The sequence below is a fragment of the Mangrovimonas sp. DI 80 genome (assembly GCF_001975575.1).
Taxonomy (GTDB): domain Bacteria; phylum Bacteroidota; class Bacteroidia; order Flavobacteriales; family Flavobacteriaceae; genus Mangrovimonas_A; species Mangrovimonas_A xylaniphaga.
This window is the reverse complement of sequence record NZ_MSDT01000002.1, coordinates 771,929-796,762: the sequence shown is the minus strand read 5'-3', so window position 1 is coordinate 796,762 and position 24,834 is coordinate 771,929. Positions and strand designations below refer to the sequence as shown.

The 24,834-nt window shown below is 38.0% G+C and carries 23 protein-coding genes and 1 tRNA gene; 17 read left to right on the top strand and 7 right to left on the bottom strand.

Annotation, left to right across the window (positions count from 1 at the left end; all coding sequences use genetic code 11):
• Positions 1-62: 62 nt before the first annotated feature.
• The 9 genes from BKM32_RS04165 (at position 63) to BKM32_RS04125 (ending at position 10,722) form a co-directional block, all read left to right on the top strand.
• Positions 63-911, top strand: a complete 849-nt coding sequence (locus BKM32_RS04165) for a universal stress protein (protein ID WP_076662655.1) — start codon at positions 63-65, stop codon at positions 909-911.
• Entirely contained in the window at positions 908-3,097 is a 2,190-nt protein-coding gene (locus BKM32_RS04160) for a SulP family inorganic anion transporter (protein ID WP_076662654.1), read from the top strand. Before BKM32_RS04165 ends, BKM32_RS04160 begins: the two co-directional genes overlap by 4 nt.
• Positions 3,098-3,179: 82 nt before the next feature.
• Positions 3,180-4,037, top strand: a complete 858-nt coding sequence (locus BKM32_RS04155) for an MBL fold metallo-hydrolase (protein ID WP_076662653.1) — start codon at positions 3,180-3,182, stop codon at positions 4,035-4,037.
• A 3-nt stretch (positions 4,038-4,040) separates the two neighbouring features.
• Positions 4,041-5,639, top strand: a complete 1,599-nt coding sequence (locus BKM32_RS04150; protein WP_076662652.1) for a S8 family peptidase — start codon at positions 4,041-4,043, stop codon at positions 5,637-5,639.
• A 129-nt stretch (positions 5,640-5,768) separates the two neighbouring features.
• Positions 5,769-7,175 (top strand): nicotinate phosphoribosyltransferase, encoded by a 1,407-nt coding sequence (locus tag BKM32_RS04145; RefSeq protein ID WP_076662651.1) that lies wholly within the window; start codon positions 5,769-5,771, stop codon positions 7,173-7,175.
• Between the two features lie 3 nt (positions 7,176-7,178).
• Positions 7,179-7,784, top strand: a complete 606-nt coding sequence (pncA, locus tag BKM32_RS04140) for a bifunctional nicotinamidase/pyrazinamidase (RefSeq protein ID WP_076662650.1) — start codon at positions 7,179-7,181, stop codon at positions 7,782-7,784.
• A gap of 1 nt (position 7,785) precedes the next feature.
• Positions 7,786-8,163: a ribonuclease P protein component gene (rnpA, locus tag BKM32_RS04135; RefSeq protein WP_076662649.1), complete on the top strand. Its 378-nt coding sequence runs from the start codon at positions 7,786-7,788 to the stop codon at positions 8,161-8,163.
• Between the two features lie 11 nt (positions 8,164-8,174).
• Complete coding sequence (locus tag BKM32_RS04130) at positions 8,175-9,809, top strand: S41 family peptidase (RefSeq protein WP_076662648.1); 1,635 nt, start codon at positions 8,175-8,177, stop codon at positions 9,807-9,809.
• Between the two features lie 70 nt (positions 9,810-9,879).
• On the top strand, positions 9,880-10,722 hold the full coding sequence (locus tag BKM32_RS04125; RefSeq protein WP_053976554.1) for an OmpA family protein: 843 nt from the start codon (positions 9,880-9,882) through the stop codon (positions 10,720-10,722).
• Between the two features lie 3 nt (positions 10,723-10,725).
• On the opposite strand, the gene BKM32_RS04120 is transcribed toward BKM32_RS04125, so the two are convergent.
• Genes BKM32_RS04120 through rpiB form a run of 3 tightly spaced genes read right to left on the bottom strand, consistent with a single transcriptional unit; the run spans position 10,726 to position 12,515 of the window.
• The gene (locus BKM32_RS04120; protein WP_076662647.1) at positions 10,726-11,169 is read right to left on the bottom strand and encodes a GNAT family N-acetyltransferase; all 444 of its coding nucleotides are present in this window, start codon (positions 11,167-11,169) and stop codon (positions 10,726-10,728) included.
• Positions 11,169-12,080 carry a cation diffusion facilitator family transporter gene (locus BKM32_RS04115; RefSeq protein WP_076662646.1) on the bottom strand — a complete coding sequence of 304 codons (912 nt, stop codon included), beginning with the start codon at positions 12,078-12,080 and terminating at the stop codon, positions 11,169-11,171. Before BKM32_RS04115 ends, BKM32_RS04120 begins: the two co-directional genes overlap by 1 nt.
• On the bottom strand, positions 12,081-12,515 hold the full coding sequence (gene rpiB, locus BKM32_RS04110; RefSeq protein WP_053976551.1) for a ribose 5-phosphate isomerase B: 435 nt from the start codon (positions 12,513-12,515) through the stop codon (positions 12,081-12,083). It lies immediately after the preceding gene.
• A gap of 648 nt (positions 12,516-13,163) precedes the next feature.
• Between rpiB and rnr the strand changes: the two genes are divergently transcribed.
• The 3 genes from rnr (at position 13,164) to BKM32_RS04095 (ending at position 16,441) form a co-directional block, all read left to right on the top strand.
• Positions 13,164-15,356, top strand: a complete 2,193-nt coding sequence (gene rnr / locus BKM32_RS04105) for a ribonuclease R (RefSeq protein WP_076662645.1) — start codon at positions 13,164-13,166, stop codon at positions 15,354-15,356.
• Between the two features lie 15 nt (positions 15,357-15,371).
• Positions 15,372-15,674, top strand: a complete 303-nt coding sequence (locus BKM32_RS04100) for a heavy metal-binding domain-containing protein (protein WP_076662644.1) — start codon at positions 15,372-15,374, stop codon at positions 15,672-15,674.
• A gap of 92 nt (positions 15,675-15,766) precedes the next feature.
• Positions 15,767-16,441: a LysE family translocator gene (locus BKM32_RS04095; RefSeq protein ID WP_053976548.1), complete on the top strand. Its 675-nt coding sequence runs from the start codon at positions 15,767-15,769 to the stop codon at positions 16,439-16,441.
• A gap of 47 nt (positions 16,442-16,488) precedes the next feature.
• Here BKM32_RS04095 and BKM32_RS04090 read toward each other — a convergent pair.
• Positions 16,489-16,559, bottom strand: a tRNA-Cys gene (locus tag BKM32_RS04090).
• A gap of 51 nt (positions 16,560-16,610) precedes the next feature.
• Complete coding sequence (gene folB, locus BKM32_RS04085) at positions 16,611-16,973, bottom strand: dihydroneopterin aldolase (RefSeq protein ID WP_076662643.1); 363 nt, start codon at positions 16,971-16,973, stop codon at positions 16,611-16,613.
• A 225-nt stretch (positions 16,974-17,198) separates the two neighbouring features.
• Here folB and BKM32_RS04080 point away from each other — a divergent pair, with 225 nt between their 5' ends.
• The 4 genes from BKM32_RS04080 to BKM32_RS04065 all read left to right on the top strand — a co-directional run bounded on the left by BKM32_RS04080 (position 17,199) and on the right by BKM32_RS04065 (position 21,308).
• Positions 17,199-19,208 carry a glutamine--tRNA ligase/YqeY domain fusion protein gene (locus BKM32_RS04080; protein ID WP_076662642.1) on the top strand — a complete coding sequence of 670 codons (2,010 nt, stop codon included), beginning with the start codon at positions 17,199-17,201 and terminating at the stop codon, positions 19,206-19,208.
• A 146-nt stretch (positions 19,209-19,354) separates the two neighbouring features.
• Positions 19,355-19,837 (top strand): DUF1761 domain-containing protein, encoded by a 483-nt coding sequence (locus BKM32_RS04075; protein ID WP_053976545.1) that lies wholly within the window; start codon positions 19,355-19,357, stop codon positions 19,835-19,837.
• A gap of 62 nt (positions 19,838-19,899) precedes the next feature.
• Positions 19,900-21,054: a GNAT family N-acetyltransferase gene (locus BKM32_RS04070; RefSeq protein WP_076662641.1), complete on the top strand. Its 1,155-nt coding sequence runs from the start codon at positions 19,900-19,902 to the stop codon at positions 21,052-21,054.
• Positions 21,055-21,104: 50 nt separating this feature from the next.
• Complete coding sequence (locus BKM32_RS04065) at positions 21,105-21,308, top strand: hypothetical protein (RefSeq protein ID WP_076662640.1); 204 nt, start codon at positions 21,105-21,107, stop codon at positions 21,306-21,308.
• 51 nt (positions 21,309-21,359) lie between these two features.
• Here the strand turns inward: BKM32_RS04065 and BKM32_RS04060 are convergent, their stop codons facing one another.
• Entirely contained in the window at positions 21,360-22,286 is a 927-nt protein-coding gene (locus BKM32_RS04060; RefSeq protein WP_053976542.1) for an SPFH domain-containing protein, read from the bottom strand.
• Between the two features lie 147 nt (positions 22,287-22,433).
• Here BKM32_RS04060 and BKM32_RS04055 point away from each other — a divergent pair, with 147 nt between their 5' ends.
• Complete coding sequence (locus tag BKM32_RS04055; RefSeq protein ID WP_076662639.1) at positions 22,434-23,120, top strand: hypothetical protein; 687 nt, start codon at positions 22,434-22,436, stop codon at positions 23,118-23,120.
• Between the two features lie 60 nt (positions 23,121-23,180).
• On the opposite strand, the gene gltX is transcribed toward BKM32_RS04055, so the two are convergent.
• Positions 23,181-24,710, bottom strand: coding sequence for a glutamate--tRNA ligase (gltX, locus tag BKM32_RS04050; RefSeq protein ID WP_076662638.1), 1,530 nt, complete (start codon positions 24,708-24,710; stop codon positions 23,181-23,183).
• Positions 24,711-24,834: the final 124 nt, after the last annotated feature.

Sequence of the window (24,834 nt, the reverse complement as noted above, 5' to 3'; positions counted from 1 at the left end):
AAATAGAAAATATTCAATTTTTAAAAAAATAGTATCTTGCCCATCCAACACAAAACCAAACCTTGACTTTAAAGCCTTTTCATACCATTGGCATTGGCGTTGCCTTCTCTCCTAACCTCGTTTCCAACATTTATGAAGCGTCTCGACTAGCTCTATTTTTTGACTGTAAGTTGCTCTTGATTCATGTTGGGGAAGCTTCGGAAAAAAAAGAAAAAGAAATTGAAGAAGTCCTGCAGCCCTTTATAGCACAGCAACTCTCTTACCAAATGGTTTTTAAAAGTGGAGATCCTGTGGAAGTGATATTATCGGCAACAAAGACCTATAATATTGATCTTTTGATTATTGGTGCATTAAAACGTGAAAACCTTCTAAAGTACTATGTGGGTTCCATTGCCAGAAAAATTACCCGTAAAGCCAAGTGTTCCATTTTATTGCTCACAAAGCCCTCAGTACAGCGTGTGCCATGTCAACATATTGTAGTCAACGGATTGAAAGATCCTAGAACCCAAGAAGCTATTTCGGCGGCCTTTTTTGTGGCCAACAAATTAGGTTCCAACAAAATTACAGTCGTAGAAGAAATTACCAAACAACAGGTAGCGGTAAGCGTTGAAGACCATAGATCCCTTAGAAAAGCCAATATTATTAAGGAACGTTTGGTACTAAGGGAAGACTCTAGGGTGAAAAAATTAATTGCTGAAATTCCTCAGGAATACAAAGACTCTGTGTTGGTAAAAACACAACCTATCTTTGGAAAACGAGGCTATTCCATTGGGCATTATGCGGAAGTGGTGCGTGCCGATTTACTGGTTATGAACGCTCCCTTAAAAATGTCGTTTTGGGACCGCCTGTTTCCGCATGACATTGAATACATTTTAACCGAATTGCCAACCGATGTTTTGATTGTCCAGTGAGCCCCAGAAAAAACAACATACAGACCTTTTTCAATCAACTCCCTCGCAATATTTTTTCGGGATTTGTGGTCAGCCTTATTTCACTTCCTTTGGGATTGGGATTGGCCATGGCCAGTGAAGCACCGCCCATTGCAGGAGTAATTACCGCCATAGTTAGTGGCCTTGTGGTATCTATCCTTGGAGGTAGCCATGTTACCATCACTGGACCTGGCAATGGTATGGTGGGCGTTACCCTTGTAGCCATAACAGCTTTAGGTCTCAATGGTGCCTATGCTGCCATTATCTGCTCCGGATTGGTGATGATTGCTCTTGGCTTTTTAAAATTGGGTAAACTGTCCGACTTCTTTCCTTCCTCTGCCATACAGGGAATGTTGGCTGCCATTGGACTTATCATTTTGGGCAAGCAATTCCATATCATGCTGGCACACAAAATACAACGAACCGATGCCATGGATTACTTAATAGAAATTCCTGTAACCATCAATGATGCTCTTCATTACGAAAGGAAAGGTTTGATTTTTGCCGCAATTATTGGTGTGGTGAGTTTAGTGATCATGGTTATTTACCCCAAACTGCGCAACAAATACCTGCAATTGATTCCCGCCCCAATGTGGATTGTTTTGCTCTCTATTGGCTTTAGTTATTATTTTGAATTGGTGTTACATGAAGACAACCCAATCAGTAAAAGCTATATGGTTTCGGGCATTCCTCATTTTAACGAAATCATCACTCAAATCCCTATGGTGGATTTCAGTCAATTGGGAAGTATCCCTTTTTGGTCCAGTGTTTTGGCCCTTACGCTCATTGCCAGTATAGAATCCTTACTCAGTATAAAAGCTGTGGATAAATTGGATCCTGAAAACAGACGTTCCAACGTCAATAAAGATTTGAAAGCACTAGGGGTTGCCAGTATAGGCAGTGGTTTTTTGGGCGGACTTAATGTGGTAACCGTGATAGCCCGAAGTTCGGTAAACGTCAACAATGGCGGCAGCAATACCTCATCCAACTTCTTTCATGCCTTCTTTTTGGTAATCTTCATCGTATTGTTCAGTACACAGCTTACCCGTGTGCCATTACCAGCCCTTATGGCCATTTTGGTGTTTACTGGGTATAAGTTGGCCTCTCCAACCGTCATCAGGAATATTGTTTTTATAGGAAAAGAACAGCTGATCATCTTCTTTGTAACCTTGTTTGTAACCCTTAAGATTGGTTTGATTACAGGGATTATTTCTGGGGTGATTACCACGTTGATCATTCATATCATTATCAACAAAAGTTTCATGCTTTTTGTAAGAAACTTGATGAAACCCAACGTTTTGATGTACAAAGAGGACAATGGCAATTATTATGTAAGTGTGAAACATTTCTGCAGTTTTTTAAACTACTATAAGCTGAAGGAAAAACTGGACGCCATTCCACCGCAATGTGATGTTATTGTAGACTTTTCGCTATGTAATTTTGTAGACCATACGGTTATGGAAAACCTCAACGGTTACCAAGATATGTTCACCAAAAATGATGGTCATTTTGAGATTGTTGGCTTGGACACCTACAAGGCCGATTCTGAACATCCTTTAGCTATTAGAAGAAAACTTTCCGGCACAAGATTGTTTGGACGCCACTTAACCAAACGTCAATCGCAACTACAAACCATTGCCGAGGATTTTTCATTGGGTTATAACCCCACCAAGTGTAGGGACACCTTGTTTCTTAAGGACTTTTTGTTCTTCAAGACAAAACAAATCAACCATATTTACAACCGTCTTTTTAACGATATTCATTCCATCAATCTCTTTGATATTGAGTTTTCCGAAGGAGAATTTATTGCCAAGGAAGTGGTGCGTACCACCATGTTACACATTGATCTTGAAAATGAAGTGCCTATTTTTACCTTAGACCGCGAAGGCTTTTTGGAAAAGGTATATGCCCTTGCAGGTTTTAAGGACATCCCCATCCAAGACCACGACGACTTTTCCAAACGCTTTTATTTATTAGGTGAAGATGTAGAAGGCATTACATCCTTCTTCAATGATGAATTGGTACTCTTTTTTGAAAGCAATCCCTATTATCATATTGAGTCCAATGGTAAAAGTTTGCTTATTTTCAGCAAGGAGCGCTTGGCCAGTATCAAGGAGTTAAAGGCATTATTAGACTTTGGCAAACGCCTTCAAAAAACCATTGATTAATTCCTTTGGGCATTCTTAATATTCTCTAAACGATACCCAATAATCCTTCGGCTTTTCATAATTTGCATAAAAATATTTTGATATGAAACTCTACCCTATAGAATCAGGAAATTTTAAGCTTGACGGGGGAGCCATGTTTGGCGTAGTCCCTAAATCTCTTTGGCAACGTACCAATCCTGCCGATTCCAATAACATGATAGACATTGCAGCACGCTGTTTATTGATTGAAGATGGCGATAGGCTTATCTTGATAGACACTGGAATGGGCGATAAGCAAAGCGACAAGTTTTTTGGTTACTACTATATGTGGGGAGATGATACTATAGACAAATCCTTAGCTAAATATGGCTTCCACAGAGATGATATTACCGATGTGTTTATGACCCATTTGCACTTTGACCACTGTGGCGGGAGCATTCAATGGAATGCCGATAGAACAGGGTATGAGCCCGCTTTTAAAAACGCTGCGTTTTGGAGCAATGCAGATCATTGGCAATGGGCAACCAAACCTAATAGGAGGGAACAGGCCTCTTTCTTAAAAGAGAACATTCTCCCAATGGAAGAAAGCGGACAGCTAAAATTTACCGAGCTTCCAAAAGGACACATTTTAAAAGATTCTCCCTTAGGTTTCGACATCTTTTTTGCCGATGGACATACAGACAAACAAATGATTCCGATGATCCATTACAAAGGAAATACCATTTGTTTTATGGCCGACTTATTACCTACCGCTGGTCACCTGCCATTACCTTTTGTGATGGGCTACGACACCAGACCTTTGTTGACCCTTGATGAAAAAGAACTGTTCCTGAACATGGCAGCCGACAATAATTTCTACTTGTTTTTGGAACATGATGCCCATAATGAAATCATCACTGTACAACACACCGAAAAAGGCGTTCGCATGAAGGATGTCCTACATTGTAACGATATCTTTTAGTCTATGAAAGCCTTGAAACTTGTTTTTGCAACAGCCCTTATTACCCCTTTTTTGGTAGGATGTGGAAGTACCCGAGTAAGTGGTATTTCCATGGAAAAAGTCACGCAGTCCTACTACAAGAAAACACCCATAACCGAAAAGGAAGAACATCACTGGGGCCATTTGGACCTCTTGACCGACACCATTCCTGGGATGAGTGTAGACAGGGCCTATAAGGAGCTTCTTAAGAACCAACAAGGCAAAACTACTGTGGTAGCGGTAATAGATTCAGGGATGGATATTGACCATGAAGATTTAAACGATGTTATTTGGACCAACCCCAATGAAATTCCCAACAATGGGATAGACGACGATAACAATGGCTATGTAGATGATATCCACGGTTGGAACTTTTTGGGTGATACTTACAACGAGCAATTTGAGTACACCCGTGTGTTGGCAAAGGGAGACACCTCCCATCCGCAGTATGCCGAGGCAGAAGCTAAATACGAAGAAGAATTTAAAAAATACAGCAATCTAAAGGATACTTACGATAAGATCACGGCACAGTTGTTAACGGCAGACTATTACTTGTCCACCCATCTAAAGAAAAGCACTTATTCCAAAGCAGATATTGACAGTATTAGCACCAACAACCAATCGTTATTAACTGCCATTGAAATTGTTAAATACTATACTGTGGGATATGATTCCTTATCAGACTTCAAGGAGGCTATCAAAAATGATTTAGTACTTATCAATGACCATTTAGACTACCATTTGAATAAAGATTTCCATGGAAGAACTACAGGGGACGATCCAGAAAATTTATCAGATGTCGGTTATGGTGACAATAATGTAAAACCACACGATCCAGAAGAAACCCACGGTACCCATGTGGCAGGAATTATTGCTGCAGAACGTAACAACCAGATTGGAGTAGATGGGGTTGCCAACAATGTACAACTAATGGCTATTCGCAGCACTCCCAATGGCGACGAATACGATAAGGACGTTGCTTTAGCCATTCGTTATGCGGTTGATAACGGTGCCAAAATTATCAATGGAAGCTTCGGAAAGTACTTTTCTACCCATAGTGAATGGGTAACAGATGCCATCATTTATGCAGCACAACATGATGTCCTTTTGGTAATCAGTGCAGGAAATGAAGCTTATGATTTGGATGTAACCGCTTCCTTTCCAAGCGATATGGTAAACGGCAAGGAAATATCAAATAACTTTTTGGTTGTGGGTGCCCTTAATCCCACCTATGGTACCAAGGTAGTGGCCGATTATTCCAACTATGGCCAACAAAATGTAGATGTGTTTGCTCCGGGTAGCGAAATTTATTCTACCATCCCTAACAATGCCTATAAAAGTGAAAATGGTACTTCTATGGCTGCTCCAGCCGTGGCCGGTGTGGCCGCTTTAATACGTTCGCATTATCCGCAGTTAAGCGCCTCACAAGTAAAACAGATCATCATGGAATCTGGTGTAGCTTTACCTTTAGAAGTACAGGTTGGAAAGGATGCCACATACATTCAAGCCTTTCAAAAATTATCAAAATCAGGGCATATTGTTAATCTTTATAATGCCTTATTGATGGCTTCTAAAATGAAGTAAAAGGGGTTTGTTGAAAACCGAGATATACAGATGTCACATTATTATAAATAAATGTCATTCAACCAATTTCAAACTTGTGTGGAGGTTTTCTAAAAAACATACCGTATTTTTATAAGAAACTTTAAGACCATGGATTTGCAATCTGCACTTTATACCGATTTGTACCAGCTGGCCATGGGACAATCCTACTTTTTAAAGCAAAAACACGAGGTAACAGCCACCTTTGATTATTTCTTTAGAAAGACTCCTTTTGAAGGAGGGTATGTGCTGTTTTGTGGTTTGGAAGAAGTACTGTCGCACTTGGAAACCTTTACCTTTTCTGAGGAGGATATTGCGTATTTGGCTTCGGAAGGATTCGATAAGAATTTTTTAGAATACTTAAAAACATTTCAGTTTAAGGGTACTATCAAGAGCATGCCCGAAGGCACTATTGTATTTCCGTTCATTCCTATTTTAACGGTGAGCGGTACTATTTTGGAGTGTCAACTTATAGAAACCTATCTCCTCAACACATTGAACTTTCAATCTTTGATAGCCACCAAGGCCAGTAGGATCAGGCATATTGCAGGTGATTCCAAAAGTTTGGCAGAATTTGGTTTGCGTCGTGCCCAAGGATTGGCAGGAATGCAGGCCAGTAGAGCCGCCTTTATTGGGGGGTTCGATCATACCTCCAATGTACTGGCTGGAAAAGCCTACGACATTCCCATTTCTGGAACCATGGCCCATGCCTTTATTCAAAGTTATGACGACGAGCTCACGGCCTTCCGTGATTTTGCCGAAACCAGACCTCACAATTGCGTGCTTTTGGTGGATACCTACAATACCTTAAAACAAGGGGTTCCCAATGCCATTACCGTAGCCAAGGAAATGGAAGCTAGAGGCGAAAGGCTTTTGGGCATTCGTTTGGACAGTGGCGATTTGGCCTATTTATCAAAAGCCGCCCGAAAACAGTTGGATGATGCAGGATTGCCCTATGTAAAAATTGCGGCCTCCAACCAATTGGATGAACATGTGATACGAAGTTTAAAAGAACAACAGGCCCAAATAGATCTGTACGGGGTAGGCACCAATTTGGTAGTAGGTAAGGAGAGTGCTGCCTTGGACGGGGTTTACAAACTCTGCAGTTTTAACAACACCCCTCGAATCAAGATCTCGGAGAATTTAAAGAAAATGAACTTCCCAGGAGAAAAGCAGGTCTACCGTTATTTCAATGAAGAACAACAGCATATTGCCGATGCCATTACCTTAGATGATATGGACGCTCCAAACACCATGGCACATCCTTTCGAACCACACAAACAAATGGCCTTGTCTCCATATCAAGCGGTTCCATTGCTTCAGGTAGTGCTCAAGGAGGGTAAGCGTTTGCATCCTGAATTATCAGTCAAGGAACTAGCCACCATTGCCAAACAAAACCTAGAGAAATTGCCTATTGAACACAAGCGCTTTGCTTATCCACATATCTATAAAGTAGGTTTGAGCCCCGAGTTGGAAGCTTTGAGAAACCAATTAAAAAAGGAAAAACTGAAACGCTAGAGTATGAAGGCATTAATTTTAGTAGATATTCAAAATGATTTTTTACCCGGAGGTGCTTTGGCAGTTCCCGATGGCGATGCTATCATTCCCATAGTCAATGCCATTCAATCAAAATTTGATTTGGTTGTAGCCTCACAAGATTGGCATCCCAAAACCCATAAAAGTTTTGCGTCCAATCATGAAAAAGCACAGGTACTTGATGTGATTGACTTAAATGGAAATCTACAGGTATTGTGGCCTGACCATTGCGTACAGGGGAGTGAAGGCACTCAATTTTCGGAAGCACTTCATACCGATAAAGTGGCCGCTATTTTTAGAAAAGGGATGGACATAGAAGTTGATAGCTACAGTGCTTTTTATGATAACAACCATAGCAATGCTACAGGATTGGAGGCTTATTTAAAAGGAAAGGAGATAAGCGATGTGTATGTGTGTGGATTGGCGGCCGATTATTGTGTGTATTATACCGCAAAAGATGCTAAATTAGCCGGTTTTAATACCTACTACCTTACAGATGCTACCCGCTGTATAGATCAGGCCAGCTATGAGGCTGCATTAACCGATTTAAAGGCGCATAAAGTTCATCTTGTAGAGACCTCAAATCTATAGTATGAAATATACGTTTAACGCTTCAGAAAAACTTAAAAGTAAGATTGTCATTTCCCATTTGTTTGAAGAAGGCAAATCGGTTTCGGCCTACCCTTTAAAAATAATTTATTTGCCAACTCCCCATGCCGATGGCACCTTAATCAAGGCTGGGGTATCCGTAAGCAAGCGACGATTCAAAAATGCCACCGATCGTAACCGTATAAAACGACTTATGCGAGAGGCCTATAGATTGAACAAACCAACTTTTTTTAACAACATAAGTGAGCCTTATGCGTTAATGATTTTGTACATTGGTAAAGATGGTACATCTTTTGAGCAAGTTGATAAAAAAATGAAGCAACTGCTCACAAAATTTACACAAACGATTACCCTAGATTAAACGTTACTGCTATGAAACATCGATTACGCAAACATATCCTTGTTCCGGTTATTATTGCCTCTATTTTTTTAACGGGAACTGCATTTAAGAGTGATTTTTTTGAAATTGCCAAACAGATAGAAATCTTCACCACACTTTTTAAGGAACTCAACATGAACTATGTTGATGAAACCAATCCCGGCGAGTTAATGGATACGGCCATTAAAAGTATGTTGGAGGATTTGGATCCCTATACCAACTTTATGAACGAACAGGATGTGGAAGCCTCTAGAATCAACAATACAGGGGACTATACGGGCATAGGTGCCAGTATTTTGACACTTAAGGATAAATTGGTAGTCATTGAGCCTTATAAAGATTATCCCGCCGATAAAGCAGGTTTAAAGGCCGGTGACGAAATCATCAAAGTTGAAAATGTCGTAGTCGCCGATTTTAAAGACGATGCTGGAAACTTGTTGCAAGGTGCTGCAGGAACCACGGTCAACGTGACTTATTTACGTCAAGGGCAAACCCATACAGCCACTATTAAACGTGAATCGGTAGAAATTCATGCCGTACCCCATTATTCTATGGTGAATGACCAAACTGGTTATGTGGTGTTGCGAAAATTCAACGAAAAAGCTTCTGCTGAAACCATCAATGCCATAAGAAGTCTAAAAAAAGAAGGGGCTAAAAAATTGATTTTAGACCTTAGAGGTAATCCTGGAGGTTTATTGAGTGAAGCCGTAAATGTGGTGAATATTTTTGTGCCACAAAACCAATTGGTGGTTACCACAAAATCTAAAGTAAAAAAATACAACAAGACCTATTATACCTCAAAAGAGCCATTGGATACGGAAATCCCTTTAGTAGTGCTAATTGATGGTCGCAGTGCTTCCGCCAGTGAAATTGTATCAGGAGCTTTACAGGATTTGGATCGTGCGGTTGTGGTAGGTGCCAGAAGCTTTGGAAAAGGTTTGGTGCAACGCCCTAAACCGTTGGTATATGGTACCCATATGAAAATTACCATCTCAAGATATTACACACCTTCTGGCCGTTGTATTCAGGCTTTGGACTACTGGAACAGGGATGAAGATGGAAAAGCAACCAGAGTAAAACAGGAAAATTACAATGCGTTTAAAACCAAAAAAGGAAGAACCGTATATGACGGTGGAGGTATCCAACCAGATGTAGAAATGGAGGAATCTATATACAGTCCAATTACTACAGCAATCTTAAACGATAACCTCATTTTTGATTTTGCTACCAAGTACTATTACAACCATAAAGTAGCAGATTTGAACAGTTTTAAGTTTACAGATGCCGATTTTAAAGATTTTAAAAACTTTTTGAAAACCAATAATTTCAATTTTGAAACCAAGACTGAAAAAGCTTTTGACGATGCTCTTGAAGTAGCAAAAGAAGAGCAGTTAAAAACAGTGGTCAACCCAGAGTATGATGCCTTGGTTAAAGCTTTAAATTCCTATAAAAACCAAGCTGTAGACGCCGATAAAACACAATTGTCTTCCTTATTATCTGACGAGATTGTTAAACGATATTTTTACAGAGAAGGTTTGTATACTTATTACATAGCTACCAACACTGAAATTCAAAAAGCCACAGAAATTTTGGGGAATTTATCGACCTATCAAGGGTACTTGAAGTAAAAAAATTCTTAAGTACATTTTTAAAAAGTAGAAAAATAAAGTATATTTATTTCCCCTTATTGTAATAATAATGAAAAAATTAATAGCATTTTTTATTTTAATTACACAATTTTTATGTGCCCAACAAGATCTAACCCACGAGGTATATTTCGAAACTGACAAGTTTGAAGTTCCACCAACTGAGCACAATAGATTACTGTTATTTCTCTCTGAAATTGAAGGTTTGGATATTGAAAAAATATCCATTTATGGCTTTACGGACGACCGCGGAAGTGATACCTATAACTTAAAACTTTCCCAACAAAGAGCCAATTCCATTAAAACTATTTTCTCCAACAACGAATTTGACGAATCTGTGATTACCAATGTTGATGGCAAGGGAGAAGTACTTTTAAAAGTGGTAAAAGAGCAAGATGTTAATAAAATAAGAGGCCTTAATCGAAAAGTTGAAATTATCGTACATCCATACAATCCACCAAGAGTAGTTATCGAGGAACCTAAAAAAATGGATGTTACAGAGCAATTAAAAGGAGATCTTAAAGCTGGAGATAAATTCACTCTTGATAATATTTTGTTCAAAACTGGATACAGTTATTTACTTCCGGAATCCATTAAAACCTTAGAAGAACTTGCCAAAGTTATGGTGGAACGCGACGATATTTACTTCACCATTCAAGGTCATGTGTGCTGTACTCAAAACAGCAGGGATGCCATAGACAGAAAGACCAAAAAGCGTAATCTTTCTGTAGCCAGGGCCAAGTATATCTATGATTATTTAGCGAAAAGAGGCGTTGATAAAAAGCGCATGAAATACGTAGGAATGCGTCGTCTATTTCCACTTGGTGGCGATCCTAAATTTGACAGGCGCGTAGAAATTTTGGTTACTTACGTTGGAGGCGTAGCTAGCAAATAAAACCTAGTTTCTCAGCATGGCAATATGCAGGATGCCATCCTCTAAATAAGATTCTCCAATTTCCTTAAACCCAAGATTGTTATAAAATTGTTGCAGGTAACACTGTGCTGATATTTTAATGGTTTTCTCATTGAAATATTCAGAAATAGCTTCAATGGAGTTTTCCATTATTTGGTATCCATATTTATGTTTCCGTCTGTTAGCAGCCACCACAACCCTTCCAATACTAGCCTGTTCAAAATAATCACCGGGTTTGAACAATCGGGTGTAGGCTACCAAAGTATCTCCTTCATAACCCAAAACATGTAAGGCCTTTTGGTCTTTGTTATCCACATCTTGATAAACACAATCCTGTTCCACCACAAACACTTCAGATCTTAAGCGCAAAAGATCATACAGTTCTGGAACCGTCAATTCTGAAAAATATTTAATGGTTATTGACAACATTAATCTTGAACTATCACTTCTTTAGGATCTTTTTTGTTGAATTCTGGCTGAATTGTAACATGATTTATTTCAAACTTATGGTGCAACAGTTCTTCTATCTCATGTAAAAGTTCGTTGAATTCGGTTGTGGAAATATCTTCATTTAAATCTAAATGCGCTTCTAAATGCAGTTCATGATCACTCAAATTCCATATGTGAACGTGATGTAGTTTACTCACTTTAGGCAATTTGTTTACAGCCCTTACGACATCTTTTATGTTAATGTGATCTGGTGTAAACAACATCAACATTTTGGTAGACGTCTTTAATAAATCGTAGCCTACCCAAATAAGGTAAAGCGCAATTAAAAAGGTAAGCACACTATCTACCCAAAACAATTGGTAATACTTCATTAACAGTCCGCCAACCAACACAGCAACACTTGCCAACATATCTGTTAACAGATGTAAATAAGCAGAACGGATATTAATGTTCTTTTCTGAATCACCTTTCAACAACAACACACTAAACCCATTGGCAGCAATGGCTATTAAGGATAACCATATAACTAAATTGGATTCAATTTCCTGTGGTGCTTTAAAACGTTTGATAGCTTCAATTATCAACAAAATAGCCACTACTACCAAAGTAATGGCATTTACAAAGGCTGCTAATATTTCGGCACGTTTAAAGCCAAAAGTTCTGTTGATGGAGGCTTTTTGTCTGGAAAGTTTTGATGCCGCGTAACTTACAATAAGGGATAGGACATCACTAAAATTATGAAGCGCATCACTTAACAACGACAAACTTCCAGAAATTAGCCCACCGATAATCTGGGCTACGGTGATAACTATATTTAAAAAGATAGAAACCATAAGATTTCTATCTTTTGTACTAGCGTGTAAGTGTGTATGTGAGTGTGAGTGCCCCATTTAGCAAGACACTGGGATCTTGTTCACACGGTTTTGGTGGCGTCCACCTTCAAATTGGGTTTCCAAAAACGCATCTACCATTTCAATGGCTTGTGGAAGCGCGGTAAAACGTGCTGGAATACTCAATATATTGGCATTGTTGTGCTCTCTGGCCAAAGTTACAATTTCCTTTGTCCAGCAAAGCGCAGAACGTACACCTTGATGTTTGTTGGCCGTCATGTTGGCACCATTGCCACTACCGCAGATAATAATTCCAAAATCTGCAGCTTTGCTTTCCACATCATTTGCCACAGGATGTACAAAATCTGGATAATCTACACTGTCATTACTATCTGTTCCATAGTTTTTAACAGTATATCCCTTAGCTTCCAAATGCTTTACAATAGCAAATTTATACTCTGTTCCTGCGTGATCGTTACCGATTGAAATGTTCATTGTATGTATTAAATTGATTTAAAGGTACAAAGGTACAAAATGCCCCCATACAACCTATAGTTATGCACATTTTAAAGTAGCAGTTAATTACTTTTAGTATTTCTTTTTATAAGTTGTTAATAACTGTTAATTAATTTCTGAAAGATATTTTTTCATAATTCAAATTTATTTCCAATACAGGAATTGGATTGAATAAACCAAAATATAACTTCACTTTTTTTGGAGGAGTTTTCAGCATTGAATTTTTCATTATAAACACCAAAATTTCCAAAAGTTGTTAAATCAAAACTATTAACATTCGTTTTAAACAGGTTTTAATAACTACATAAATTTCATTCAAAATGAAGTATTTAAGTAAATAAAGATTGTTAATAACATTTTAATAGACCGTAAACTGTGAGTTTTCAAAAAAAAATCGAAAAAAGTTATGCCACTTATTAACACCCTATCATAAACAACAATCATTTTTTTAAAATTTCAAAAAAGAAAAGTAATTATAGTATTAATTGTGAATAACGATTGGATTAACAAATTCTGGTTGAAAAGGAATATTTGAAGTGTGATTATTGATTCCTTTGAAATCTTAGCGTAAAAGAAATATGATTTAGTATATTAAAGCTTAGATTTGTTACTATTAGAAAAAAGAGAATGGCTAGAAAGAAAAAAAGAAGGAAATCGAACAACCAAATTTCCAACCTTACAAATACGATCTTAAGTATTTTAAAAAAGGAACGTAACAAAACCTTTAACTATAAGCAGATTGCTGCTAAGCTTGGAGTGAACGATGCCAGCAGCAGAAACCAGATCATTAAGAAACTTCAGCAACTTAAAGCCAAACAGGAAATAGAAGAAGTAGAACGGGGCAAGTTTAAAGCTATTGTTACTACGGAGTATTATACGGGAATTGTGGATATGAGTGCCAGAGGGTCTGGGTATATTATTTCGGATCACTTTGAAGAGGATGTATTTATAGCCTCCAACAATATGCACAGAGCTTTAGATGGAGATGAAGTGGAGTTTTATGTGTATAAGAGACGTAGCAGAGGCCGTCAGGAAGGAGAGGTCACTCAAATTTTAAAACGCGCTAAAACAGAATATGTTGGCGTAGTACAATTGCATAGTAACTATGCCTTTGTAATTCCGGATAGCAATAAAATGTACAAGGATATCTTTGTACCAATCAATAAAACCAACGATGCTGAAGATGGTGACAAAGTGTTGGTAACCTTGGAAGATTGGCCAGAAAAGGCCGATTGTCCCTATGGTAAAATCCTTAAGGTTTTAGGAAAACCAGGGGATCATAATACCGAAATACACTCAATATTAGCGGAATATGGTTTGCCTTATGAATTTCCTTATGAAGTGGAGGAGTACGCAAACAATTTGGATACCTCGATAACTAAAGAGGAAATAGCCAAAAGACGCGATATGCGGGACGTATTGACCTTTACAATCGATCCAAAGGATGCTAAGGACTTCGACGACGCTTTGTCCTTTAGAGTGCTTGAAAATGGCTTATATGAAATAGGAATCCATATTGCGGATGTGTCGCATTATGTACGCCCAAATACCGTGTTGGATGATGAAGCTTATGAGCGGGCTACTTCGGTGTATTTAGTGGATAGAGTGGTACCAATGCTTCCTGAAGTTTTATCAAACAATGCCTGTTCCTTAAGACCACATGAAGAAAAATACACCTTTTCGGCTGTGTTTCAAATGAATGACAAAGCAGAAGTTAAGGAGCAATGGTTTGGGAGAACGGTGACTTACAGTGATGCAAGGTTTGCCTACGAAGAAGCACAGGCCATCATTGAATCCGAATTGAACCACATACCGGAAGAAGTGTCCTTAACAGGAAAGGCTTATAAGGCAGATCAAGCCATTGCCGATGCGATATTAACCATGGATACCTTGGCGAAAAAAATGAGAAGCAGACGTATGAGGGCTGGAGCTATTTCGTTTGATAAAGTGGAGGTAAAATTCAATTTGGATAAAGACAATAATCCGGTTGGCGTATTCTTTAAAACCAGTCAGGATGCCAATAAACTGATAGAGGAATTCATGCTTTTAGCCAATAAAAAAGTAGCCGAATTTGTTGGGAAACAGAAACCGCCGAAGACTTTTGTTTACCGTGTTCATGACGAACCGGATGAAAGTAAATTGGCTGCATTGCAAGGGGTGGTATCTAGATTTGGATATAAATTGAATTTCAAGGATCGTAAAAGTATTTCCAGTTCGCTTAATAATTTATTGTCTGAAGTAAACGGGAAAAAAGAACAGAATTTGGTGGATACACTTACGATTCGAAGTATGAGTAAAGCCGAATATACCACACACAATATTGGGCATTATGGATTGGCTTTTGATTACTATAGTCACTTTACATCGCCTATTCGTCGTTATCCAGATGTGATGGCACATCGCTTGTTACAAATGTATTTGGATGGCGAAAAATCGGCCAACGAGGAGATTTTTGAAGACAAATGCAAGCATTCCAGTGATATGGAATACTTAGCAACCAAGGCTGAGCGTGATTCCATTAAATACATGCAAATCAGGTTCATGCAAGATCATAAGGATGAAACCTTCCTAGGTGTAATTTCCGGAGTGACCGATTGGGGAATTTATGTGGAAATCATTTCCAATAAATGTGAAGGCATGGTGAGAATCCGTGACATTCGTGATGATTATTACGAATTTGACGAAACCCAATTCGCCATTATTGGTAGAGAAACCAAACATATGTATCAGTTGGGTGACGAAGTTTTGGTAACGGTTAAGGAAACCGACTTGGTTAAAAAGCATTTAGATTTTAATTTAGTGGGAAAACCAGAGGTATAACTAAGTGTTGATAATATGATTTTAACTACAACTGATAATATAGAAGGCCATCCAATTTTGGATTATTTGGGAATTGTTTCTGGGGTTTCCACCAGAATGCAAAAGGCTGCTTTTACCTTTAATATGGAAAAATATTACCAATCCATGGAAGATAATTTGAATGAAGTGAAGGAAGAGGCTTTTCAACAATTGCGTGATAATGCCTTGAAATTAAAGGCTAATGCGGTTGTAGGCATCAAATTGGACATCGAAACTTTTCCTAATTCTGCCATTATTATTGTTTCCATTACTGGAACCGCAGTGTTGTTAAAGGCCTAATATTATTCAGAATTGTATTTTTGTACTTCCAATCTGGAATTTGGAAACCTTGTGTTTTCCTTTTTCTAACTTTGTAAAAACAAACATCTTTTATGCTCGATGCTATTTTAGCAGCTGTACCTTTTGGTATTATTTTAGCTTTTACCATAGGTCCTGTTTTTTTTGTGCTGTTGGAAACCAGTGCCACTAAAGGTTTTAAGAGTGCCCTTATCTTTGATTTGGGAGTTATTTTTGCGGATATTCTCTTTATCCTAGTTGCTTTTTTTAGTACTAGTAACTTGATTGAAAAGCTGGAGGATGATCCTAATTTTTTAATTTTTGGTGGGGTGCTGTTGGCGGTGTACGGTTTTATTTCATTTGTAAAAACTTCTAAGTCGTTTAGGGAAATTGTTAGGGAATACCATCGGGTTGAAATCCAAAAAAATTACGGTAAACTCTTTTTAAAAGGCTTTTTGCTCAACTTTATTAACATTGGTGTACTGTTGGGATGGTTGGGGTTTATCATTATTGGTAATTCACTCACCGAGGGTAGGGAAGCACTTTATGTGTTTTTAGGTACCATTTTAGCGGTTTATTTCATTGTAGACCTAATAAAAATTGTGGTTGCCAAAACACTTCGGAATAAATTAACGCCCAGATTAATCTTCAAAACAAAGAAAATTGTGGCTTTGGTAATTCTTGGATTCGGGATTTTATTGTTGCTTCAGGGCTTCTTTCCAAAGGAAAAAGAATTGATAAAGGATAAATTGGAACAGATCAATCAATAGACCTAAAATAAAAAAGCCTTAAGAATCATTTTCTTAAGGCTTTTTTGAGGCGTCTAGCGGATTCGAACCGCTGTACAAGGTTTTGCAGACCTTTGCCTAGCCACTCGGCCAAGACGCCCTGCTTGGTGCGGCAAATGTAAAAAAAATATACGTTTTACACTACTTACAACTATTTTTTTCTTTTTTCCGTCATCTTTATCGTGACCATTTCAACATCGCCACCAATGGGAGGATTCAATTTACTCACCCAAACTGTAGCTTCGGAAACCTTTGGGCTTTCGTTAAGTATCCTTACCACAATGCGTTTGGCAACGGTTTCCAACAGTTGTGAAGCCTTGTGCATTTCTTCCCTAACAATTTTGTTCAAAAGCACGTAATCTACAGTATCCACTAAATGATCGGTCTGAGCCGAAGTCTGTAAATTGGCCTTGATTTTTAAATCCACACGATAGTCACTGCCTATTTTGGTTTCTTCCTTTAAGCAACCATGGTTGGCAAATACCCTAATGTTTTCAACTTTTATGATTCCCATGTTGCAAAGGTACGGGATAAAAGGCTGGTTTGTAAATATGGATTGAAAATATTAGTCCATAAATTCTAGTAATTAGACATTTGTTAGTTGGTTGAAAATAAATAGGAAACCTTACGGTTTATAGGTGTTTAGATTACTGTTCATTAATGATATAGTTTCTTTAAATTTGACTAATTTTGTGGAAAAATTTAAAAGAAAAATTTAGAGCAATAATTCCGATACTTTATGTCTGAAGAAAAAAGACCACTCAATTTTATTGAGCATATCATTGAAGAGGACTTGGCCAATGGTTTATCTACCGATAAACTGCGTTTTAGGTTTCCTCCAGAACCCAATGGCTATTTGCATATTGGGCATACCAAAGCCATTGGTATTAGTTTTGGATTAGGGGAGAAGTACAATGCTCCTGTAAACCTTCGTTTTGACGATACCAATCCTGTTAAGGAAGAACAGGAATATGTAGACGCCATCAAAAAGGATGTGTCTTGGTTGGGATACCAATGGGCCAATGAATTGTATTCTTCAGATTATTTCCAGCAGTTGTATGACTGGGCAGTAGCGTTGATTAAAGAAGGAAAGGCTTACGTAGATTCACAGTCTAGTGAAGCTATGGCGGAGCAGAAAGGAACGCCTACACAACCTGGAACGGATGGTCCATATAGAAACAGATCTGTTGAAGAAAACCTGGATTTGTTTGAGCGTATGAAGAATGGTGAATTCGATGAGGGTTCTCATGTATTACGTGCCAAAATAGATATGGAACATCCAAATATGTTGATGCGTGATCCTATCATGTATCGTATTTTGAAAAAGTCACATCATAGAACAGGAGATGCTTGGTGTATCTACCCAATGTATGACTGGACACATGGTGAAAGTGATTATTTGGAACAGATTTCGCACTCCTTATGTTCTTTGGAATTTAAGCCGCATAGAGAGCTGTACAATTGGTTCAAGCATAATGTACACAAATATCAGCCAGAAGTGCTTCCTATGTTGCCAAAACAGCGTGAGTTTGCCCGTTTGAACTTGAGTTATACGGTAATGAGCAAGCGTAAATTGCTTAAATTGGTAGAAGATGGGGTAGTAAGTGGTTGGGACGATCCAAGGATGCCAACTATTTCCGGGTTGAGACGTCGTGGATATACACCTGCTGCCATCAGACAGTTTATTGAAAAAGTTGGAGTTGCCAAGCGTGAGAATGTAATTGATGTGTCGTTGTTGGAGTTTTGCGTTAGGGAAGATTTAAACAAAACGGCACCTCGTGTCATGGCGGTTTTGGATCCTGTGAAATTAGTAATTGACAATTATCCAGAGGATAAAGAAGAATGGTTGGAAGCTGAAAACAATCCTGAAGATCCAAATGCAGGGTTTAGAAAAGTTCCGTTTTCAAAAGAATTATATATAGAACGTGACGACTTCAAGGAAGAAGCCAATAGTAAATATTTCAGATTGAAGCTTGGTGGGGAAGTACGTTTAAAAAATGCTTATATCGTGAAAGCAGAAAGCGTTGTAAAGGACGCTGCTGGTAATATTGTTGAAATCCATTGTAACTATTCGGAAGATACTTCCAAAAAAGTTAAGGGAACCTTGCATTGGGTATCTGTAAAACATGCTGTGAAGGTAGAAGTACGTGAATACGATCGTTTGTTTAAAAACGAATCTCCAGATGGTGATCAGGAGGTTGATTTTATGGAATTTTTAAATCCTGACTCTTTACGAATCATTGAAGCCTATGTGGAGCCAAGTTTGAAAGAGGCTCAGATAGGGGATCGTTTTCAATTCCAACGTTTGGGATATTTCAATGTGGATGACGATACTTCTGCAGATACTTTAGTATTCAATAAAACGGTAGGATTACGTGATACTTGGGCGAAACAGCAACCCGCTCCAGAACAAAAGGCGCAAGCTAAACAGCCACAGCAAAGTCAGCCAAAGCGTCCAGCTATTGAAGTCATCAAGCAATTGGGAAAAAAATATACCAATCTTCCAGAAGCGAAGCAATTGAAAACCAAGGCTGAAATTCAAAAATTGGCTAAGGAAGTTAGCTATGAAGAACTGGAACCTTTGTTTGAAACAGCAGCTAAAAAAGTGGGAACACGTATTGCGGCGATGTTAACTTTAGGAGTGTTACTGGACGAAGGTCTTGAGAAGAATGACGCTATTGAAGCATTTATCAACAAGGCTCAGGAAGATCAAAATGAATTGTTGGTGATGGAAGCCAATTTGGTTTAGTCATAAATAATCAAACAGTTTTAAAAAAGCATCAAATTCTAAATTTTGATGCTTTTTTGTTGATATATTATTAGTTATGGGATTTAAAATATATTAAATATTTACAATTTGACTATATTTATCATACTAACTGAAACAATTTATTTATGGAATTTAATATTCTGGCACTCGTTGTCGCAGCGGCTTCAACCTTGGTTGTTGGTGCCATTTGGTATAATCCTAAGGTGTTCGGTACTGCTTGGATGAAAGCGGCAGAAATGACCGAAGAAAAAATGAAAGGCGCGAACATGGCAAAGATTTTTGGTTTGGCCTTGTTATTTGCGTTTTTTATTGCGGCTACTTTACGTGCTCTTGTGGTCCATCAATCAGGGGTTTTTAGCTTGATTGAAGGTGATGTAGATGGCGCTTTGCCATCGTATGCAGCCTTTATGAACGACTATGGAACTTCTTTTAGGACCTTTAAACATGGAGTGCTTCATGGATTTATAACTGGGGTCACTATGGCTTTACCAATCATTGGTACCAATGCCTTATTTGAAAGAAAAAGTGCCAAATATATCTTTATAAACAGTGGCTTTTGGATTGTCTGTATGATGATTATGGGAGGTATTATTTGTGCTTGGGAATAGTTTGTAACAAATCACATAATCAAAAGACTGACAGTATTGTTCAGTCTTTTTCTTTTTAAACATTGATTGATTTTAAAATTTATAGTTCGGTAGCAGAATTGCCCAAAAGTTGGGATCCATTGGTGGGTCACGATATTTTTTTACAACAAGGGTATCTAAAAGCATTGGAAAAAGCTTCACCAAGCAATATTACCTGGTATTATATCGGTTTTTTTGAAAATGAAATGTTGGTTGGAGTTGGAATATTTCAGAGGGTACAGTTGTATTTGGAAGATATTTTCAGAAACCCCGATGACCATTGTTTGGAACAACGTTTTAAAAATTTGGTTTCAAAAATATTGAAGGGAAATGTGTTGGTGGTGGGTAATTTAATGCACACAGGACAGCATGGTTTGTATTTTAAACAAGAAATACCTGGAAAGAATAGGGTAGAAATTATTCTTAAGGCGCTTTCTTCTTTGGAAAAAATCATCAAAAAGGAATCTGGCAAAACGATTAGATTATTGCTTTTTAAGGATTATTTTGAAGATGATGGTATTCATAGCCAATCTGAAATCTTTGATCAACATAGCATCTACAAAGTAACAGCCCAACCCAATATGATCATGTCCGTCCAATCCAATTGGCATTCTATGGAAGATTATGTGGGTAGTTTGAATAAAAAATATCGACGACGATACAAAACCGCTATAAAGAAATCACATGGAATTGTTAGAAGAGAACTGACTTTAGAAGAGATTGAATTGCATTGCAAAGAGCTGTATCAGTTATATAAAAATGTGTGCGATAATGCTAAAATCAATACTTTCATCTTACCAGAAGGGCATCTGTATCATTTAAAACTTCAGCTCGGTGAAAGGTTTAAGGTGATGGGCTATTTTCTGGATGAAACGCTTATTGGATTTTACACCTTGATTCTCAATGGCGATATTTTGGAAACTTATTTTTTGGGGTATGATAGTGCGCACCAATATGAAAATCAACTGTATTTAAACATGTTGTATGACATGGCTAAATTTGGTATTGAACATTCCTTTTCAAGTATTGTATATGCCCGTACGGCTATGGAAATAAAAAGTTCTGTAGGAGCTAAAGCCATTCCTATGAGTATGTATATGAAACATACCAACGGACTTTTGAATGTTTTACTGCAACAGATTTTTAAGTTGATGAATCCTTCAACAGAGTGGGAGGAACGGCATCCCTTTCAACAATAAATCTTTTCTTCAGCTCTTAAATTTCGTAACTTAAGGGAAAAATAGGAACGATGAAGAATGTACATGAATTGCTGACGAAAATTGCCGATATCACCAGAGAGATTGAAACCAATTACCCTGAGGTGTATAACTATTTAAACGAAGACCCCATGACCATTCCAAACATGGAACACCCATCGGTAGATGAAACCGAATTAAGGGAATATTTAGCTAGTTTGGAGATGCTTTTGGAAAAATATAAGAAAGACCATTAAAAAAGCCCCAAACGTTTGTTATGGGGCTTTAAATTACTTTTAGAGGAGTTCTTATTGTTTTCCTTTGTTTTTGGCTTCTTTCATAGCTTCACCAATTTGGTTACTGGCCGTAAAGCTGGCAACCATTTCATTCAGCATATTACTTCCTGCCTGTGGCACGTTAGGCAGCAGGATCAAGTTACTGTTGGTTTCTTCACCTAAGGATTGTAAGGTGTCGTAGTGTTGGGTTACCACGATCAACGCAGAAGCTTCCTGTGAATTGATACCAACACGGTTCAATACTTCTACAGATTCTTCCAAACCTCTGGCAATTTCACGACGCTGGTCGGCAATACCTTGGCCTTGTAAACGCTTGCTTTCAGCTTCGGCTTTAGCTTTTTCCACGATTAAGATACGTTGTGCATCCCCTTCATATTGCGCCGCTGTTTTTTCTCTTTCTGCAGCGTTAATACGGTTCATTGCGGCCTTTACTTGCGCATCTGGATCAATATCGGTTACCAAGGTTTTAATGATGTCAAAACCGTAGTCTAGCATGGCATCATTCAATTCAGCTTTTACAGCAAGGGCAATATCATCCTTTTTTACAAAGACGTCGTCCAATTTCATTTTTGGAACTTCGGCACGTACCACGTCGAATACGTAAGAAGTGATTTGCTCATGGGGATAATCCAATTTATAAAAGGCATCATACACTTTATCGCGAATTACTTTGTATTGAACAGACACTTTTAAACGTACAAATACATCATCCAAAGTTTTGGTTTCCACAATCACATCCAATTGTTGAATCTTTAAACTTAAGCGTCCTGCAACCTTATCCACCAAAGGAATTTTTAGCTGAAGTCCAGAGTGCCTGATGCTTTGAAACTTACCAAAACGCTCGATGATAACGGCGGTTTGTTGTTTAACGATAAAGAGAGCTGAGATTAAAATTACGACTCCAAAAAAGAGAATCGGAACTAGGATAAATTGTCCCATGATAAATTTTTTAAGGTTAATTATTTAATGATTACTAAATTAAGCTTATTTTGCCCGTAAGAATTATATTTCGATAATAATTACGGCAATCTAAGTGCTATTTTTTATTAAAATGAGCTGGATTGTTGATACCCTGATAATTACATTATGAAGCACAACAACTTTATCTTATTAGTAGTCTTTTGTATTGGTTTTGTTACAACTTCTCTGGCACAGCACAAACGTTATAAAATTAAAAATGGGATAGGCATTCACGGAGGGATTACCCAATTTGATATTCTTACGGATAATTTTGAAACAAGCTCCTCAACAGGTTGGATTGGAGGTTTGAGCGCTACGGTAGATTTGCCACACAAATGGTATACGGTTAGTTATAATATTCATTTATCTGAAAACAAAGTGAATGTTATTGGAGGGGCCTTGCCATTGGTATTTCAAGAGGAAGAAATTGAATATAAAATGTTTACGGCACAGGTATCTTTTTTGTTCCACGCGAAAATTGTGGAGGATTATATCACGGCAGATTTTGGTCCCATGATTCAATACAACAGTGAGCTGGAATTAGTGGACGATTCACAGGAAAACTATTTTATTAAAGGATACAATAATGTTTTGGCAAGTGATATCACCGATATTTCTAAATTTAATGTGAATGGAGCTGTGGGATTGTCGGCAGGGTTTCCTGGTTTTAAATTGCGTGGGCAATACATTTATGGGTTTACCAATATGTTAAACAAACTCAACAATAATAACGATATTGATACTTTTGGAGGGCCTTCGAAGTTTAAAGGACATCAATCGATGTTGGTATTTACAGCGATGATTTTGTTCTAAAGATATATTTTAAAACAAAAAAGCGAGCTCTAAGGCTCGCTTTTTTTATGTGATATACTTCTATAAAGTGGCTATCAACTTCTCAATTCTGGAAACCGATTCGTTTTTGCCAATTAGGTACATGATTTCAAAAACATCAGGACCTTGTAATTCTCCAACAAGGGCAATACGCAATGGCATCATTACTTTGCCAAAACCTATTTCCTTGGACGTGATCCATCCTTTAATGATGTTTTGAAGCCTTTCTGCAGTAAAATCTTCTACATTGTTTACCTGTGTCAACAATTTTTCCATTAAGGCCTTAGTATCGTCCTTAATGGCTTTTTTATATGCTTTCTCGTCATAACTTTCTGGGGCTACAAAGAAATAGCTTCCCAACTGCCAAAAGTCACCAACAAAGGTGGCACGCTCTTTAATCAAACCTATTACCAAAGAAATATAGTTGACGTCAATATCGGCCAATTCTGGTTTACTTGCTTTAAATATTGCAGCCAAATCATCGTTGTGTTGGTCTTGCATGTAATGGTGGTTGAACCATTTAATTTTGTCTGGATCAAAACGCGCACCCGCTTTATTTACACGTGTTAGATCGAACGCATTGGTCAATTCTTCAAGACTGAAAATTTCCTGTTCGGTACCAGGATTCCATCCCAAGAACGCCAAAAAGTTGATCATTGCTTCTGGGAAGTAACCATCTTCTTTATAACCTCTAGAGATTTCCTGTGATGTTGGATCTAGCCATTGCAATGGAAATACGGGGAATCCTAATTTATCACCATCGCGCTTGCTCAATTTCCCTTTTCCGGTAGGTTTCAAAATCAATGGTAAATGAGCAAATTCTGGTGCGTCCCAACCAAAGGCATTATAAAGAGCTATATGAAGTGGGAGAGAAGGTAACCATTCTTCTCCACGAATCACATGGGTGATTTCCATTAAATGATCATCCACAATGTTTGCCAAATGATAGGTTGGCATACCATCGCTTTTATATAATACTTTATCATCAAGTGTTTCTTTTTTGAAAGAAACATGACCACGTACTATATCAGTTGTTGAAATGGTTCCATGAGCTCCTTCATTTTCTATATCATGCATTTTGAATCTTACTACATAAGGCTCACCAGCTTCCAATTTTGCTTTTACTTCCTCTTCTGAAAGCGAAAGGGAGTTGCTCAATTTTAATCGGTTGTGCCAATTGTAAATAAAGGTCTTTCCTTTTTCTTCGTGATCTTTTCTGTGGAAATCTAAAGATTCTGCGGTATCAAATGCGTAGTAGGCATTCCCGGAGGCAATCAGTTCTTCGGCATAAGCCTTGTATAAATGTTTGCGTTCGCTTTGGCGATAAGGACCAAACTTTTCATTTTTACCTGGACCTTCATCAAATGGAATATTGCACCAGTTAAGGGCATCTACAATGTATTGTTCGGCACCTTCCACATAACGGTTTTGATCGGTGTCCTCAATTCTCAACACAAAGGTTCCATTGTGTTTTTTTGCAAATAGGTAGTTGAATAGGGCGGTGCGAACCCCTCCAATATGTAAAGGCCCCGTTGGGCTAGGGGCAAATCGTACGCGAACTTCTTTGGTCATGTTTTGTAAATTTGTTGCAAAGATAGATTGATATCGTGTAAGATAAAAGTAGTTTGATGAAAAGACTTGCGGTGATTTTGATAGAACGGATTTTAAGTTGAAATCATCGAGTTTAACAGAATGT